Source organism: Ottowia sp., assembly GCF_035444425.1.
Classification (GTDB): Bacteria; Pseudomonadota; Gammaproteobacteria; order Burkholderiales; family Burkholderiaceae_C; genus Ottowia.
Genome location: NZ_DAOMOQ010000005.1, coordinates 122,752 through 136,296 on the forward strand (window position 1 = coordinate 122,752; position 13,545 = coordinate 136,296).

Genomic DNA, 13,545 nt, shown 5'->3' on the forward strand with positions numbered 1-13,545 from the left:
ACAGGGTAGCAAATCGGTGTGGTGGCGCGCGTGGGTCCGGTGCCGATCCGGCAGGGCGAAATGGTCAAGGCGGGGACGGTGCTGACCGTGGCGTGCCTGATCGTGCAGACCTTGTGGGGCTGCTTCTTCCCGCGCCGGGCAGCGGTCGCGGGCCGGGAAGTCTGCGCCGCCGCGCCGGATCACAGGGTGCGCAGCAGCATCCAGATCGCCAGCAGCGCCAGCGCGCTCATGAAGACGAAGCGAAAACGCACCGGCGACAGCCGCCCGCGCAGCCACTGGCCGCACTGCATGCCCAGCAGTGCCGGCAGCAGCAACAGCGCCGACGCACCCAGCACGGCCACGGGGTACTCGCGGTTCAGCGCCAACCCGGCCGCCAGCGCGATGGTGGACACGGTGAACGAGAGCCCCATCGCCTGCACCAGCTCGTCACGCTGCAGGCCGAGTGCCTGCAGATAGGGCACGGCCGGCATCACGAACACGCCGGTGGCGGCGGTGACCAGCCCGGTGGCGGCGCCGGTGAGTGGGCCCAGCACGCGCTGGGCGCGGGGCGGCACGCTCGGCAGCCGGGCGCCCGACAGGCCCCACAGCGCATACACGAGCAGCGCGACGCCCAGCGTCTGCGTGGCCCAGACGCCGGCCGGCGCGCCCAGCCACCAGGCCGCGCCCAGCGTGCCCATGGCGACGCCGGCCTGCATCGGCGCCAGCCGCCATGCCAGCGGTCCGAGCCTGGCCCAGGGCCGTGTCTGCCACACGTTGGTGACCAGCGACGGCAGGATCAGCAGCGCTGCTGCCTGCGCCGGCGTCATCCGCAGCGCCAGCAGCGCCATCGCCAGCGTCGGCAGGCCCAGGCCGACCACGCCCTTGACCACGCCGGCGGCGACGAACACGGCGGTGCAGAACAGCCACAGCGAGAGCGGGACGGTGGTCGGATCGGTCATCGGGCTCGATTCTGGCGTCGCCAGCTTGTCGTGGGCTCTGCGATTGACCGATCCAGCCTCCGCCGGCGACCGAGGCAGGAGTCGGCCGCGCTGTGCCGGCGATGGTGGGCTGCACCGGGCCTAGGTTCACGCGACGTGTTTGGTCGTCCGCACCGCCGCCTTCGCGGTTGCTGATCGGACCCGCGCCGCGGCGCAGCGGCTCACCGGCGCAGCCGGACGGTCAGATGCCCAGCCGCCCGCGCTGGCGCGCGATCTGTGCACGCACCTGCGCCGGCGCCGTGCCGCCCAGCGTATTGCGCGCCTCGAGGCTGCCGCGCAGGCTCAGCACCTGGTACACATCCTGCTCGATCGCGGGGTGGAACTGCTGCAGCACCTTCAGCGGCAGCTCCGACAGATCGCAGGCATGCGCTTGCGCGGCCTTGACGGCGTGGGCCACGGTTTCGTGCGCGTCGCGGAAGGGCAGCCCCTTCTTCACCAGGTAGTCGGCCAGGTCGGTGGCGGTGGCGTAGCCTTGTCGTGCGGCGGCTTCCATCGGCTGCGGGTTGACGGTGATGCCGCCCTCCTTGTTGCCGCTTGCGGGGTTGAGTTGGCCGCCGATCATCTCGGTGAAGATGCGCAGCGTGTCGCGCAGCGTGTCGACGGTGTCGAACAGCGGCTCCTTGTCTTCCTGGTTGTCCTTGTTGTAGGCCAGCGGCTGGCCCTTCATCAGCGTGATCAGGCCCACCAGGTGGCCGACCACGCGCCCGGTCTTGCCGCGCGCCAGCTCGGGCACGTCGGGGTTCTTCTTCTGCGGCATGATCGACGAGCCGGTAGTGAAGCGGTCGGCGATGCGGATGAAGCCGAAGTTCTGGCTCATCCACAGGATCAGTTCCTCGCTCAGGCGGCTGACGTGCACCATGACCAGCGACGCGGCGGCGGTGAACTCGATCGCGAAGTCGCGGTCGCTGACGGCGTCGAGGCTGTTCTGGCAGACGCCTTCCATGCCTAGGGTTTGCGCCACGCGCTCGCGGTCCAGCGGGTAGGTGGTCCCGGCCAGTGCGGCGCTGCCCAGCGGCAGCTGGTTGACGCGGCGGCGCACGTCCAGCATGCGCTGCTCGTCGCGCGCGAACATCTCGACGTAGGCCAGCAGGTGGTGCGCGAAGCTGACCGGCTGCGCCACCTGCAGGTGGGTGAAGCCGGGCAGGATGACGTCGACGTTCTTCTCCGCCACCTCGACGAGCGCGCCCTGCAGCTCGCGCAGCAGGCCGGCGATGAGGTCGATCTCGCCGCGCAGCCACAGGCGGATGTCGGTGGCGACCTGGTCGTTGCGGCTGCGGCCGGTGTGCAGGCGCTTGCCGGCGTCGCCCACCAGCTGGGTCAGGCGCGCCTCGATGTTCAGATGCACGTCCTCCAGCGCCAGCTTCCAGTCGAAGGCGCCGGACTCGATCTCCTGTGCGATCTGCGCCATGCCGCGCTCGATGGCCGCGTGATCCTGGGGGCTGATGACGCCCTGCGCCGCCAGCATCTCGGCGTGCGCCAGGCTGCCGTCGATGTCGGCGCGCCACAGCCGGCGGTCGAAGTCGACGCTGGCGGTGTAGCGCTGCACCAGCTCGCTCATCGGTTCGGAGAACAGCGCCGACCAGGCTTCGGATTTCTTGTCGAGTTGGTTGGAGGACATGCTGGCAATCGCAGGCGGCGTGCTCGCGTGGCGAGTGGCCGCGGGGTTTCAGGGTGGCTGGGCGGTCAGCGGCGAGCCTACACTGTGCCCAATCCGCCTTCGCGCATGAAAGATCCGGAAATTCTATCGGCCTTCGGCCAGCCCGCCGCGCCGCGCCAAGCCGCGCCATTGCTGGTGTTCGATGCCTGCGAAGCCGGCGTGGTGTTGCGCGCCGTGCTGTTCGTGCAGACCGTGCTGGCGGTGGCGCTGATGTACCCGGCCAGCGGACCGGCGGACTGGCTCGAACGGCTGGCGCTGCTGACCAGCGGCGCGCTGCCGGCCACCCTGCTGTGGCTGCTCGCCGGCTGCGGCCTGAAGCTGCGGCTGGTGCGCTGGCCATGGCATTGGCAGGTCTTTGCGGGCATCGCGCTGGGTGCGCTGGCCGGTCTGCTGGCGTGTCTGCTCGTCAGCGGGCTGGGCGCGGCGCCAGCGCCCTGGCTAGCCAGCGCCAGCACCGGGGCCTTGTTGGCGGCGGGCCTGGTGGCCGGCCTGCAGTGGCGCGCGCGCGGGCGCACGCTGGCGGCGACGGCGGCTCGGCTGGCGCAGCTGCAGGCGCGCATCCGGCCGCATTTCCTGTTCAACACGCTCAACACCGCGATCGCCCTGGTGCGCGAGGACCCGGCCAAGGCCGAGGCCGTGCTGGAAGACCTGTCGGAGCTGTTTCGCCACGTGCTGGCCGAGGGCGAGCAGGACTCCACGGTGGGACAGGAGATCGAGCTGGCGCGCCGCTACCTGGAGATCGCGCAGGCGCGCTTCGGCGAGCGCCTGCGCGTCGAGTGGTCGCTCGACCAGCGAGCCAATGCGGCGCGACTGCCGCCGCTGATCCTGCAGCCGCTGGTGGAGAACGCGGTCAAGCACGGCGTCGAGCCAAGCAGCGCCGGCGCGCAGCTGCGCGTGCGCACGCGGCTGCGCGACCGCACCGCGGTGCTGCAGGTCAGCAACACGGTGCCGACCGGGCAGGGCGGCGCCGGCCATGGCATCGGGCTGGCCAACGTGCGCGAGCGCCTGCGCCTGCTGCACGACCTGCAGGGCAGCTTTCGCACCGCGCTGGTCGGTGACGTGTACGAGGTGCGCATCGAGGTGCCGATGCCGTCCGGGAGCACGCCATGAGCCTGCGCGTGCTGATCGTCGACGACGAACCGCTGGCGCGCACGCGCCTGCGCGCGCTGCTGGCCGATTGCCGGGAGCCGGCCACGGTGGTGCAGGGCGAGGCTGGCGACGCCGCCGCGGCGCGGGCGCTGCTGCGGCAGCAAGGCTTCGACCTGGCGCTGGTCGACATCCACATGCCGGGCGACGACGGCCTGCAGTTCGCGGCCAGCCTGCGCGCGCTGCCGCAGGCGCCGCTGGTGGTGTTTGTCACCGCGCATGCCGAGCACGCGGTGCGCGCCTTCGAGCTCGAGGCGCTGGACTACCTGACCAAGCCGGTGCGGCTGGAGCGCCTGCGCGCCGCGTTGCAGAAGGCGGAGCGCGCGCTGCGGGCGCGCAGCGCGCAGGTGCCCGAGGCCGAGCCGGCCTGGCTGCTGATCACCGAGCGCGGCCGCACGCTGCGCCTGCCGCTGGCGGAGGTGCTGTACTGCAAGGCCGAGCAGAAGTACGTGACGGTGCGCACGATGCAGGCCAGCCACCTGCTGGATGACAGCCTGAACGAGTTGGAGCGCCGCCATCCCGCGCGCTTCGTGCGCATCCACCGCAACGCGCTGGTGGTGCGGGATGCCATCCGCACGCTGGAGCGCCAGCCGGACGGTGCCGAAGGTGAGGGCTGGGTGGTGCGCCTGGCGGGCGTCGACGAGTGCCTGCCGGTATCGCGCCGGCAGCTGGCGGTGGTGCGGGAGCTGCTGGGCGGCTGAGCGCCGCTCAGGCCTGCAGCGCCAGCCGGGCCAGCGCGGCGCGGTCGAGCAGGGCGATCTGGCGCCCCCGGGTGCACAGCAGGCCGGCCGCGCTCAGTTCGCGCAGCACGCGCGAGAAGTGCTCGGCGGTCAGCCCGAGCTGGGTGGCGATCTCGGCCTTCTTGGCCGTCAGTGTCACGCTCTCGCCGTTGGCGCCCGCGTGGCGCAGCAGGTAGCCGGCGACGCGTTCGCTGGCGTTGGCCATGGTCTGCTGCTCGAGCGCCTGCACCAGGCTGGCGACGCGGCGGCTCAGGCCGGCCAGCATGCGGCGCGCCAGGTGCGGATCGCGCTCGATCTCGGCGAACAGCACCTCGCTCGGCAGGTACAGCACCAGCGCGTCGTTGGCAGCCTGGGCGCCGACCACCATCGGCCGTTCCAGGAACATCATCGGTTCGCCGAAGCTGTCACCGGGGCCCGCGACATCGGTCAGGCGCTGGCCGCGCGCGGGCGTGGTGGCGATCAGCTTGATCTCGCCGTACACCACCACGTACATGCCGGTGGACTGCTCGCCCTGCTGGAACAGCCATTCGCCGCGCTTCAGCGGCCGGCGCTGGCTGGCGGCGGCCAGCAGGCCCAGCGTGGTCGGCGTCAGCGCCTTGAACAGCGGCACCGCCGCAAGCAGTCGGGTGGCAGGCAGGGCCTTCGCGGTGGACACGGAACGGGCGCTCGGAGACGGTGACTGGGATGCTCGGTTTGCGCCGTCATGATCCCAGGCCGGCCGCTCCGGCCGCCCGGCGGATGCGTTCCACGGCGTGCCGCGAGGATCATGGTGGGCGCTTCGTCCCGCCATTATCCCCGGCGGTCACGCCGGCCCGATCAGTGGGTGAGCGGGATCGACTTGAAGCCGGGGTGGTCGAAGTGCGTGCCGTAGTCGTTCACGGTCCGGGCCAGCTGCACCAGCGCATCGTCCTTCTTGCCGGCGGTCTTGCCGGACATGACGTCCATGCTTTCGCCCATGCGCCCGATCAGCACGTGCAGCACCTCGTCGGCGGCGGGCTCGAGCTTGCATTCCTTGACGATGACGCCGATCTGCTGCTCGGTCTGGCCGGCCAGCGTCTTGTACTTGGCGTCGTCCATCTTGCCGGCGTGCGCGGCGTCGATCTGCGGCGCGACCAGTTCGCGGATGCGCGTCATGCTCTTGCGCAGCGGTGCGTCGGTGGCCCATTTCTTGCCTTGGTTGAGCGTCAACTGCTGCTCGCCGGCGGCACCGTGATCGTGCCCGGCCTGGGCCAGGGCGGGGCTGTTCAGCGCCAGCCCGAGGGCGCCGGCCGTCAGTGCCAGCGAGACGGATTGGAAGAATTGACGACGGATCATGGTCTGCAAACTCCTGCTTTGGGTATGGGTTGTGAAACGGAGCACGGGCAAATCCGCGCTCCTGTCTGTTCCGAGCGGTGCATGGCCGGGTCTGTTCCAGCGTACTTTGCAATCCTTAGCAATCATCAAGAACGCCGGCTGACGACCGTTGCTGCGGCGGCGTGCTGCGGACGGCGCGGTTACCATCGCCTAACCCCCCTTTGTCCGTCCTGCCCATGCCCGCTGCCATCCCGATCACCATCGCCACCCGCGAGAGCCGCCTGGCCCTGTGGCAGGCCGAACACGTCAAGGCGCTGCTGGAGGCGCGCGGCCACGCCGTCACGCTGCTGGGCATGACCACGCGCGGCGATCAGATCCTGGACCGCACACTGTCCAAGGTCGGCGGCAAGGGCCTGTTCGTGAAGGAGCTGGAGACTGCGCTGGAAGACGGCCGCGCCGACATCGCGGTGCATTCGCTCAAGGACGTGCCGATGGAGCTGCCCGAGGGTTTCGAACTGGCCTGCGTGATGCAGCGCGAGGACCCGCGTGATGCCTGGGTGTCGCCGCACTGCGCTACGCTGGCCGAGCTGCCGCCGGATGCGGTGATCGGCACCTCGAGCCTGCGCCGCACCGTGCTGCTGCGTGAGTTGCTGGCCCGGATGCAGCGCGACGACGTGCGCATCGAGCCGCTGCGCGGCAACCTCGACACCCGGCTGCGCAAGCTCGATGAAGGCCAGTACGCCGGCATCGTGCTGGCGGCGGCGGGCCTCAAGCGCCTGGAACTGGCATCGCGCATCCGCTACATCTTTCCGCCGGATGAGATGCTGCCAGCTGCCGGTCAGGGCGCCCTGGGCATCGAGACCCGCGCCGGCATGCCCGAGCTGGCAGCGGCGCTGGCGCCGCTGGCCGACCGCACCACCTGGCTGGCGGTGGCGGCCGAGCGCGCCGTCAGCCGCGCCATGGGCGGCAGCTGCTCGATGCCGCTGGCGGCGCACGCCACGCTGGCAGGCCGGCGGCTGCAGCTGCGCGCGGCCTGGGGCGAGCCGGAAGGCGATCCCGGCCTGGTCAGGGCCGAAGGCGAGGCCGAGGTCGACACGCTGGAGCAGGCCGCTGCGCTGGGTGAGCGCGTGGCGGCCGAGCTGCGGGCCGGCGGCGCGCATTGATGCCGGCGCGATGAGCCGCCCCCGCGTGATCGTGACCCGACCGGCACGCGAGGCGGCGCGCTGGGTCGCTGAACTGGCGGTGCGCGGCATCGCAGCCGAGGCACTGCCGCTGATCGAGATCGTGCCCGAGCCGATGGCCGGTGCCGTCGCCCACGCGCGTGCGCACCTGGGAGACAGCTACGACGTCGCCATGTTCGTCAGCGGCAACGCGGTGGACGGGTTCCTGCGCAGCGACGCGGTGCCGGGGCCGGCGCCGGCCGCCATCGCCACGCGCGCCTGGTCGCCCGGCCCCGGCACCACGGCGGCGTTGCGGCGTGCCGGCTGGCCGGCGGCGCGCATCGATGCGCCGGCGCCCGATGCCGCGCAGTTCGATTCCGAATCGCTGTGGGCCGAGGTGCAGGCCCAGGTCCGGCCCGGCCTGCGGGTGCTGATCGTGCGCGGCGGCGATGCGCAGGGCCGGGTGGCCGGCCGCGACTGGCTGGCACGGCAGCTCGCCGACCACGGCGTGCGGATCGAGCAGGTGGTGGCCTACCGCCGCGCCGCGCCGCAGCTCGATGCCGCGCAGCGCGCCCTGGCCAGCGCGGCGGCGACCGACGGCAGCCTGTGGCTGCTGAGCAGCTCCGAGGCGATCGCCAACCTGCGCGCCGGCCTGCCCGCGCAGGACTGGTCGGCGGCCGTCGCGCTGGCGACCCACCCGCGCATCGCGGAGGCCGCGCGGGCAGCGGGTTTCGGCCAGGTCCGCGAGACGCGGCCGGCGCTGGAAGCGGTGGTGGCGTCGATAGAATCGGCGGCATGAATTCCGAGCTGGATCCTGCCCCGACGCCGCCCGCCGCGGCGCCGGCGCCGGCTTCAGCTTCCGAGCCACGGACGGCGCTGCCGCGGCCCGCACGGGCGCTGCCCGGCTGGCGGCGCCGCGGCCTGCAACCGGGCCTGGTGGTTGCCTGGCTGCTGGCCGCCGTCGGACTCACCGTGAGCCTGCTGCTGTGGCAGAAGGTCGACGGCATGCAGCAGCAGCTGGCACGCCAGAGCGCCGACGCCGGCAACAAGTCGGTCGAGGCGCGCACGCTGGCGCGCCAGGCCGAGGAAACGGTGCGGGACACCGCGGCCAAGGTGGCGGTGCTGGAAAGCAAGGTCGGCGACATGGTCGCCTACCGCGCGCAGCTCGAGGAACTGGTGCAGGTGGTGGCGCGGGCGCGCGACGAAAACCTGGCGGTCGACCTCGAGGCGGCGCTGCGCGTGGCGCAGGACCAGACCCAGCTCACCGGCAGCGTCGAGCCGCTGCTGGCGGCGCTGCGCACCGCCGAACGGCGGCTGGGACGCAGCGTCGATCCGCGGCTGGTGCCGGTCTCGCGCGCCGTGGCCAGGGATCTAGAGCGCGTGAAGTCAGCCAGCATCCCCGACACGGCCGGCCTGCTGGCGCGCATCGACCAACTGCTGCGCCAGATCGACGAACTGCCGGTGGCCAACGCGGTCGGCCACACCGACCTGGACAAGCTGCCGCGTGGCGCCGACGGCAAGACGCCGGAGTTGTGGTGGCAGCGCTGGTGGCACGCGTTCCAACGCGAAGCCGCCAACCTGCTGCGCGTCAGCCGGATCGAACGACCCGAGGCGAGCATGCTGAGCCCGGAGCAAGCCTTCTTCGTGCGCGAGAACCTCAAGCTGCGCCTGCAGGGCGCGCGGCTGGCGATCCTGGCGCGCCAGTACGAGGCCGCGCGTGCCGACCTGGCGGCTGCGTCGACCGCGTTGGGCACCTGGTTCGACCCTGCTTCGCGCCGCACCCAGGCCGCCGCCACGCTGCTGCAGCAGGTCCAGGGCGTGACCAAGTCGGCCGACCTGCCGCGCGTGCAGGAAACCCTGGCGGCGCTGGCCGGCGCCGTCGCGGCCAGCGGCCAGCCCGGCGTGAGCCAGTAAGACGCGATGCGTGCCGCGCTCTGGCTGGTTGGTCTGTTCGCGATGGCGGTGGCGCTGGCGCTGTTCGCCGGCGACAACCCGGGCACCGTCACGGTGTTCTGGCCGCCGCACCGGGTCGACCTGTCGGTCAACCTGGTGCTGCTGCTGCTGGGCTTGCTGTTCGTGCTGGTGTACCTGGCCATGCGCGCGTTCACGGCGATGGTCGAGCTGCCGCGCCAGGCGCGCCGCTGGCGGGCCCAGCAGCGCGAGCGCGCCACCCATGGCCTGCTGCTGGAGGCGCTGACCCAGTTTTCCGCCGGCCGCTACCTGCGCGCGCGCAAGGCCGCCGAAGGCGCGCTGCTGCGCGAGCAGGCGCTGGCCGAGAGCGGCGAATCGCCGCCGCATGCGGTGGCGCTGCGCACGTTGGCACACATGGCGGTGGCGGAAAGCGCCCACGCGCTACAGGATCAGACCACCCGCGATACCCATCTGGCACGCGCGCTCGGGGTTGCCGGCGGCGGCTCCCACGTGGCGCCCGAGTTGCGCGAGGGCGTGCTGCTGCGCGCGGCGCGCTGGTCGCTGCACGACCGCGATCCCGGTGGCGCGCTGGCTCGGCTCGAGGAACTGCCGACCGGCGCGCATCGGCGCACCGCCGCGCTGCGCATCAAGCTCAAGGCGGCGCGCCAGTCGGGCCGCAGCGAGGACGCCATGGACACGGCGCGCCTGCTGGCCAAGCACCGCGCGTTCTCGCCGCAGGCCGCGCGCAGCCTGGTGCGTGGCCTGGCGGGAGAGCTGATCCGCGGCGCCCGCGACCCGGCGCAGCTGGAACAGGTCTGGGCCTCGCTCGACCCGGCCGAGCGCGGCATGCCCGAACTGGCGCTGCGCGCGGCCCAGCACATGCTCAAGCTGGGCGGCAGTCATGCGCTGGTGCGCCAGTGGCTGGCGCCGGTGTGGGCGCAGATGCTGATGCCGGACGCGCTCGACGACAGCGAGCGCGTGCGCCTGGTGCAGTTGCTGGAAGCCGGCATGGCCGATCCCGACGCGCCGACCGACCCGGACTGGCTGGCCCGCATCGAAGCCGCGGTGCAGGCCAACCCGCGCGATGCCAACCTGCAGTACCTGGCCGGCATGGCCTGCCTGCACCGCGGTTTGTGGGGCCGGTCGCAGATGCTGCTGAGCCAGGCGACGCGGACGCTCGGGGACGAGAGCCTGCGGCGTCACGCCTGGCGGGCGCTGGCGCAACTGGCCGAGCAGCGCGGTGACGAAGCGGCGGCGGCGCAGGCGTGGAAGCAGGCCGTGATGACCTGACGGCTCGTCGTTGCCTGCGCGATGTGGGGTGTGCGCTGCAAGCAGTTCTTGCCATGAGAACCGAAGCGACCTCGCTGACGAAGAAGTTGCGCTACTTGCCCCCGGCCTTGATGGTCGCCTTCAAGGCATCGAAGTCCTTGCGCACGCCATCCTGGAACAGCAGGCCCGACTTGCCGTGCTTGGGCACCGCTTCCATCTCCAGCACGTCGGCCACGATCTGGTAGCTGGCCGCGCCGTTGAAGTCCTTGCCGTCGGCGACGATGACCTGGTTGCCATACAGCACGGCCGGCGCCGGCAGGCCGGGCGCCAGACTGGCCGGCAGCAGCTGGATCGGCACGCGGTAGGTGTTGGCGATCTCGGCGGCCACCTGCAGGTTGCCGTTGCAGCGCTGGCCGGGCGGGTCCTTGGCGATGAAGGTCAGCACCTTCTGGCCGCTGATGTTCTGCGCGCCGGGTACCGCCATCGACACGTCGGCCGCAGCAGCCGAGAGTGCGAAAGCACTGGCCATCAGGCCGAAGGCGAGGGACTTCATCATGGGCTTGTTTCCTGGTGAGGCTGGTTGGGAAATCAGTGCTCGATCGGTAGCCCGCCGGCCTGCCATTCGGTGACGCCGTCGGTGATCTTGTGCGCCGTATAGCCGCGCTTGCGCAGCAGGCGCACGGCCTCATCGGACATCAGGCAGAACGGACCGCGGCAGTAGGCGACGATCTGCTTGCCGGCAGGCAGTTCCGCCAGGCGCTTCTTCAGCTCGCCCAGCGGGATCGAGCGCGCATGCGGCAGGTGGCCCGCCGCGTATTCGGCATCTGGACGCACGTCGATGACGACGATGTCGCCCTTGCTGGCCTTGGCCAGCAACGACGCACGGCTCTCGGGGCTGAGCACATCAGGCGCGCTCGCCATCTGCTCCAGCGCCAGGCGCAACTCGACCAGGTGTTCCTCGGCGACTTCGCGCACGTTCATCCACAGATGGGCTACGTCGGGGCCGCTGAGGCGGTAGTGGATGAACTTGCCTTCACGCCGGGTTTCGACCAAGCGTGCCTCGCGCAGGGTGCGCAGGTGGGCGCTGGTCAGGCGCACGTCCATGGCCGATTGCGTGGCCAGCAGCTCCACCGTCTTCTCGCCCTGGGCGAGCAGTTCAATCAACTCCAGCCGCTTGGGGCTGGCCATCGCCTTGCCGATGCGGGCGACGTGCTCGTAGAGGTCGGTCTTGGTGATCGCGGACATGAACGTATATTCTAATGATAGTTAGATTGTTTAGTGCCTGATTGTGGATGAAAAACAAGAAAGCCCGCTCATCGAGCGGGCTCTTCGTCTGAGGCGATGATTCGAAACGTCAGGCCGTCACGGCCTGCCTGGCCTCGGCCTGGGCGCTTGCGGGAGCCGGCGTACGGATCAGGAAATCGAACGCGCTCAAAGCAGCAGTCGAACCGGCGCCAGCAGCCACCACGATCTGCTTGTACGGCACGGTGGTGCAGTCGCCAGCCGCGAACACGCCCGGCACATTGGTCTCGCCGCGTGCGTTGACGACGATCTCGCCGAACTTGCTGCGCTCGACGACCTCGCCCAGGAACTCGGTGTTGGGCACCAGGCCGATCTGCACGAACACGCCTTCCAGATCCACGCTGGCGTCGGTGCCGTCGCCGCGGTGCTTGAACTTCAAGCCGCTTACCTTGCCGCCTTCGCCGGTGATCTCGGTGGTCTGTGCGTTGGTGTGGATGGTGACGTTGGGCAGGCTCTTGAGCTTCCTGATCAGCACCGCGTCGGCCTTCATCTCTGGCAGGAACTCAAGCACGGTGACGTGCTTGACCACCCCGGCCAGGTCGATCGCGGCCTCGACACCCGAGTTGCCGCCGCCGATCACCGCCACGTCCTTGCCCTTGAACAGCGGGCCATCGCAGTGCGGGCAGTAGGCCACGCCCTTGGTCTTGTATTCCTGCTCGCCCGGCACGTTGACGTTGCGCCAGCGCGCGCCGGTGGCCAGGATGACGGTGCGGCTTGCGAGCTGGCCGCCGTTGTCGAGCTTGACGGTGATCAGGCCACCGGTTTCGGCCGCCGGCACCAGTTCGGCGACGCGCTGGGCGTTCATGATGTCGACCTCGTAGTTGCGCACGTGGGCCTCCAGTGCGGCAGCGTAGGCGGGGCCGTTGGTCTCGGGGATGCCGGGGTAGTTGGCGATCTCCAGCGTGTCGTTGACCTGGCCGCCGAAGCGCTCGGCCACGACGCCGGTGCGGATGCCCTTGCGCGCGGCATAGATCGCGGCCGCAGCGCCAGCCGGGCCGCCGCCGACGATCAGCACCTCGAACGGCGCCTTGGCGCTCAGCTTCTCGGCATCGCGCTTGGCTGCGCCGGTGTCGACCTTCTGCAGAATTTCCTCGAGGCTCATGCGCCCGTTGGCGAAGTATTCGCCGTTCAGGTAGACGGTGGGCACGCCCATGATCTCGCGCGCTTCGATCTCCTGCTGGAACAGGCCGCCGTCGATGACGGTGGTCTTGACGCGCGGGTTGACGATGCTCATCAGCGACAGCGCCTGCACCACGTCGGGGCAGTTGTGGCACGACAGGCTCATGTAGACCTCGAAGTCGAGGTCGGTGCCGAGGTTCTTGATTTGTTCCAGCACGTCGGCCTCGACCTTGGGCGGATGGCCGCCGGTCCACAGCAGCGCCAGGATCAGGCTGGTGAATTCGTGCCCCATCGGGATAGCGGCAAAGCGCAACTGCGTGTCGGTGCCCTTGGCAGCCAGGGCGAACGAGGGCTTACGGGCGTCGTTGCCGTCGAGGCGCAGCGTGATCATGTCCGGGCGTGCCGCCTGGACTTCCTCCAGCAGCTCGCGCAGTTCCTTCGACGAGTCGCCGTCGTCCAGTGAAGCCACCATCTCGAACGGCTGCTTCACGCGCTCGAGGTAGGCGGCCAGTTGTTGCTTGATGTCGTCGTCCAACATGGTGGTGGCTCCTTGGATGGTGCTTGCGGGCCGGTCTTGGGTGGCCTGCGGGCTGAATGTGGTCGATAAAAAAGCCGAACGGCAGGGCAGTGCCCTGTCGCCGTTCGGCGGGTGCGAGACGCTGTGCTTCGACGCCTGGGTCGAAGCACCGGCGGTGCGGGCCCAGCCCGGCCGCCCGATGCGCCCCTTCAGGGGGAAGCGAGCGCAGCTCGCGTCGGCGTGGTCAGATCTTGCCGACCAGGTCGATCGACGGCGTCAGCGTCTTGGCGCCTTCCTTCCACTTGGCGGGGCAGACCTCGCCCGGGTGGGCGGCGGTGTACTGGGCAGCCTTGAGCTTGCGCACGGTCTCGGTGACGTCGCGGGCGATCTCGTTGGAATGCACTTCCATGGTCTTGATGGTGCCGCTGGGGTCGATCACGAAGGTGCCGCGCAG

13 protein-coding genes and 1 pseudogene are annotated in these 13,545 nt (G+C 70.8%); 6 read left to right on the forward strand and 8 right to left on the reverse strand.

Annotated elements, in window-relative coordinates; genetic code table 11:
* Window positions 1–179: 179 nt before the first annotated feature.
* Window positions 180–938: a sulfite exporter TauE/SafE family protein gene (locus PK606_RS03685; RefSeq protein ID WP_324560830.1), complete on the reverse strand. Its 759-nt coding sequence runs from the start codon at window positions 936–938 to the stop codon at window positions 180–182.
* Window positions 939–1,158: 220 nt separating this feature from the next.
* On the reverse strand, window positions 1,159–2,595 hold the full coding sequence (argH, locus tag PK606_RS03690; protein ID WP_324560832.1) for an argininosuccinate lyase: 1,437 nt from the start codon (window positions 2,593–2,595) through the stop codon (window positions 1,159–1,161).
* 105 nt (window positions 2,596–2,700) lie between these two features.
* Between argH and PK606_RS03695 the strand changes: the two genes are divergently transcribed.
* Both PK606_RS03695 and PK606_RS03700 read left to right on the forward strand, forming a co-directional pair.
* Window positions 2,701–3,744, forward strand: a complete 1,044-nt coding sequence (locus tag PK606_RS03695) for a sensor histidine kinase (protein ID WP_324560833.1) — start codon at window positions 2,701–2,703, stop codon at window positions 3,742–3,744.
* Complete coding sequence (locus PK606_RS03700; RefSeq protein WP_324560835.1) at window positions 3,741–4,481, forward strand: LytR/AlgR family response regulator transcription factor; 741 nt, start codon at window positions 3,741–3,743, stop codon at window positions 4,479–4,481. Before PK606_RS03695 ends, PK606_RS03700 begins: the two co-directional genes overlap by 4 nt.
* Before the next feature lie 7 nt (window positions 4,482–4,488).
* Here the strand turns inward: PK606_RS03700 and PK606_RS03705 are convergent, their stop codons facing one another.
* Both PK606_RS03705 and PK606_RS03710 read right to left on the reverse strand, forming a co-directional pair.
* Window positions 4,489–5,175, reverse strand: coding sequence for a Crp/Fnr family transcriptional regulator (locus PK606_RS03705; RefSeq protein WP_324560837.1), 687 nt, complete (start codon window positions 5,173–5,175; stop codon window positions 4,489–4,491).
* 161 nt (window positions 5,176–5,336) lie between these two features.
* Window positions 5,337–5,834 (reverse strand): hypothetical protein, encoded by a 498-nt coding sequence (locus PK606_RS03710; protein ID WP_324560839.1) that lies wholly within the window; start codon window positions 5,832–5,834, stop codon window positions 5,337–5,339.
* Between the two features lie 215 nt (window positions 5,835–6,049).
* Here PK606_RS03710 and hemC point away from each other — a divergent pair, with 215 nt between their 5' ends.
* The 4 genes from hemC to PK606_RS03730 are packed head-to-tail and all read left to right on the forward strand — an operon-like array spanning window position 6,050 to window position 10,174.
* The gene (gene hemC / locus PK606_RS03715) at window positions 6,050–6,976 is read left to right on the forward strand and encodes a hydroxymethylbilane synthase (RefSeq protein WP_324560841.1); all 927 of its coding nucleotides are present in this window, start codon (window positions 6,050–6,052) and stop codon (window positions 6,974–6,976) included.
* A gap of 10 nt (window positions 6,977–6,986) precedes the next feature.
* Complete coding sequence (locus PK606_RS03720) at window positions 6,987–7,772, forward strand: uroporphyrinogen-III synthase (RefSeq protein WP_324560843.1); 786 nt, start codon at window positions 6,987–6,989, stop codon at window positions 7,770–7,772.
* A complete protein-coding gene (locus PK606_RS03725; RefSeq protein WP_324560845.1) occupies window positions 7,769–8,887 on the forward strand; it encodes a uroporphyrinogen-III C-methyltransferase in 1,119 nt (372 codons plus the stop codon). The genes PK606_RS03720 and PK606_RS03725 overlap by 4 nt, the downstream gene beginning before the upstream one ends.
* A 6-nt stretch (window positions 8,888–8,893) precedes the next feature.
* Entirely contained in the window at window positions 8,894–10,174 is a 1,281-nt protein-coding gene (locus PK606_RS03730) for a heme biosynthesis protein HemY (RefSeq protein ID WP_324560847.1), read from the forward strand.
* Window positions 10,175–10,265: 91 nt separating this feature from the next.
* On the opposite strand, the gene PK606_RS03735 is transcribed toward PK606_RS03730, so the two are convergent.
* The 4 genes and pseudogenes from PK606_RS03735 to PK606_RS03750 all read right to left on the reverse strand — a co-directional run.
* Window positions 10,266–10,709 carry a hypothetical protein gene (locus PK606_RS03735; protein ID WP_324560849.1) on the reverse strand — a complete coding sequence of 148 codons (444 nt, stop codon included), beginning with the start codon at window positions 10,707–10,709 and terminating at the stop codon, window positions 10,266–10,268.
* Between the two features lie 32 nt (window positions 10,710–10,741).
* Window positions 10,742–11,398: a metalloregulator ArsR/SmtB family transcription factor gene (locus tag PK606_RS03740; RefSeq protein WP_324560851.1), complete on the reverse strand. Its 657-nt coding sequence runs from the start codon at window positions 11,396–11,398 to the stop codon at window positions 10,742–10,744.
* A 109-nt stretch (window positions 11,399–11,507) separates the two neighbouring features.
* A complete protein-coding gene (gene ahpF / locus PK606_RS03745) occupies window positions 11,508–13,112 on the reverse strand; it encodes an alkyl hydroperoxide reductase subunit F (RefSeq protein WP_324560853.1) in 1,605 nt (534 codons plus the stop codon).
* Window positions 13,113–13,335: 223 nt separating this feature from the next.
* A pseudogene (locus PK606_RS03750) lies at window positions 13,336–13,545 on the reverse strand (peroxiredoxin); the annotation flags it as partial.

Coding starts and splice junctions, on each gene's coding strand:
- PK606_RS03695 (WP_324560833.1), top strand. CDS start 2,701: ATGAAAGATCCGGAAATTCTATCGGCCTTCGGCCAGCCCGCCGCGCCG.
- PK606_RS03685 (WP_324560830.1), bottom strand. CDS start 938: ATGACCGATCCGACCACCGTCCCGCTCTCGCTGTGGCTGTTCTGCACC.
- PK606_RS03740 (WP_324560851.1), bottom strand. CDS start 11,398: ATGTCCGCGATCACCAAGACCGACCTCTACGAGCACGTCGCCCGCATC.
- ahpF (WP_324560853.1), bottom strand. CDS start 13,112: ATGTTGGACGACGACATCAAGCAACAACTGGCCGCCTACCTCGAGCGC.
- PK606_RS03725 (WP_324560845.1), top strand. CDS start 7,769: ATGAATTCCGAGCTGGATCCTGCCCCGACGCCGCCCGCCGCGGCGCCG.
- PK606_RS03730 (WP_324560847.1), top strand. CDS start 8,894: ATGCGTGCCGCGCTCTGGCTGGTTGGTCTGTTCGCGATGGCGGTGGCG.
- PK606_RS03700 (WP_324560835.1), top strand. CDS start 3,741: ATGAGCCTGCGCGTGCTGATCGTCGACGACGAACCGCTGGCGCGCACG.
- argH (WP_324560832.1), bottom strand. CDS start 2,595: ATGTCCTCCAACCAACTCGACAAGAAATCCGAAGCCTGGTCGGCGCTG.
- PK606_RS03735 (WP_324560849.1), bottom strand. CDS start 10,709: ATGATGAAGTCCCTCGCCTTCGGCCTGATGGCCAGTGCTTTCGCACTC.
- hemC (WP_324560841.1), top strand. CDS start 6,050: ATGCCCGCTGCCATCCCGATCACCATCGCCACCCGCGAGAGCCGCCTG.
- PK606_RS03720 (WP_324560843.1), top strand. CDS start 6,987: ATGAGCCGCCCCCGCGTGATCGTGACCCGACCGGCACGCGAGGCGGCG.
- PK606_RS03710 (WP_324560839.1), bottom strand. CDS start 5,834: ATGATCCGTCGTCAATTCTTCCAATCCGTCTCGCTGGCACTGACGGCC.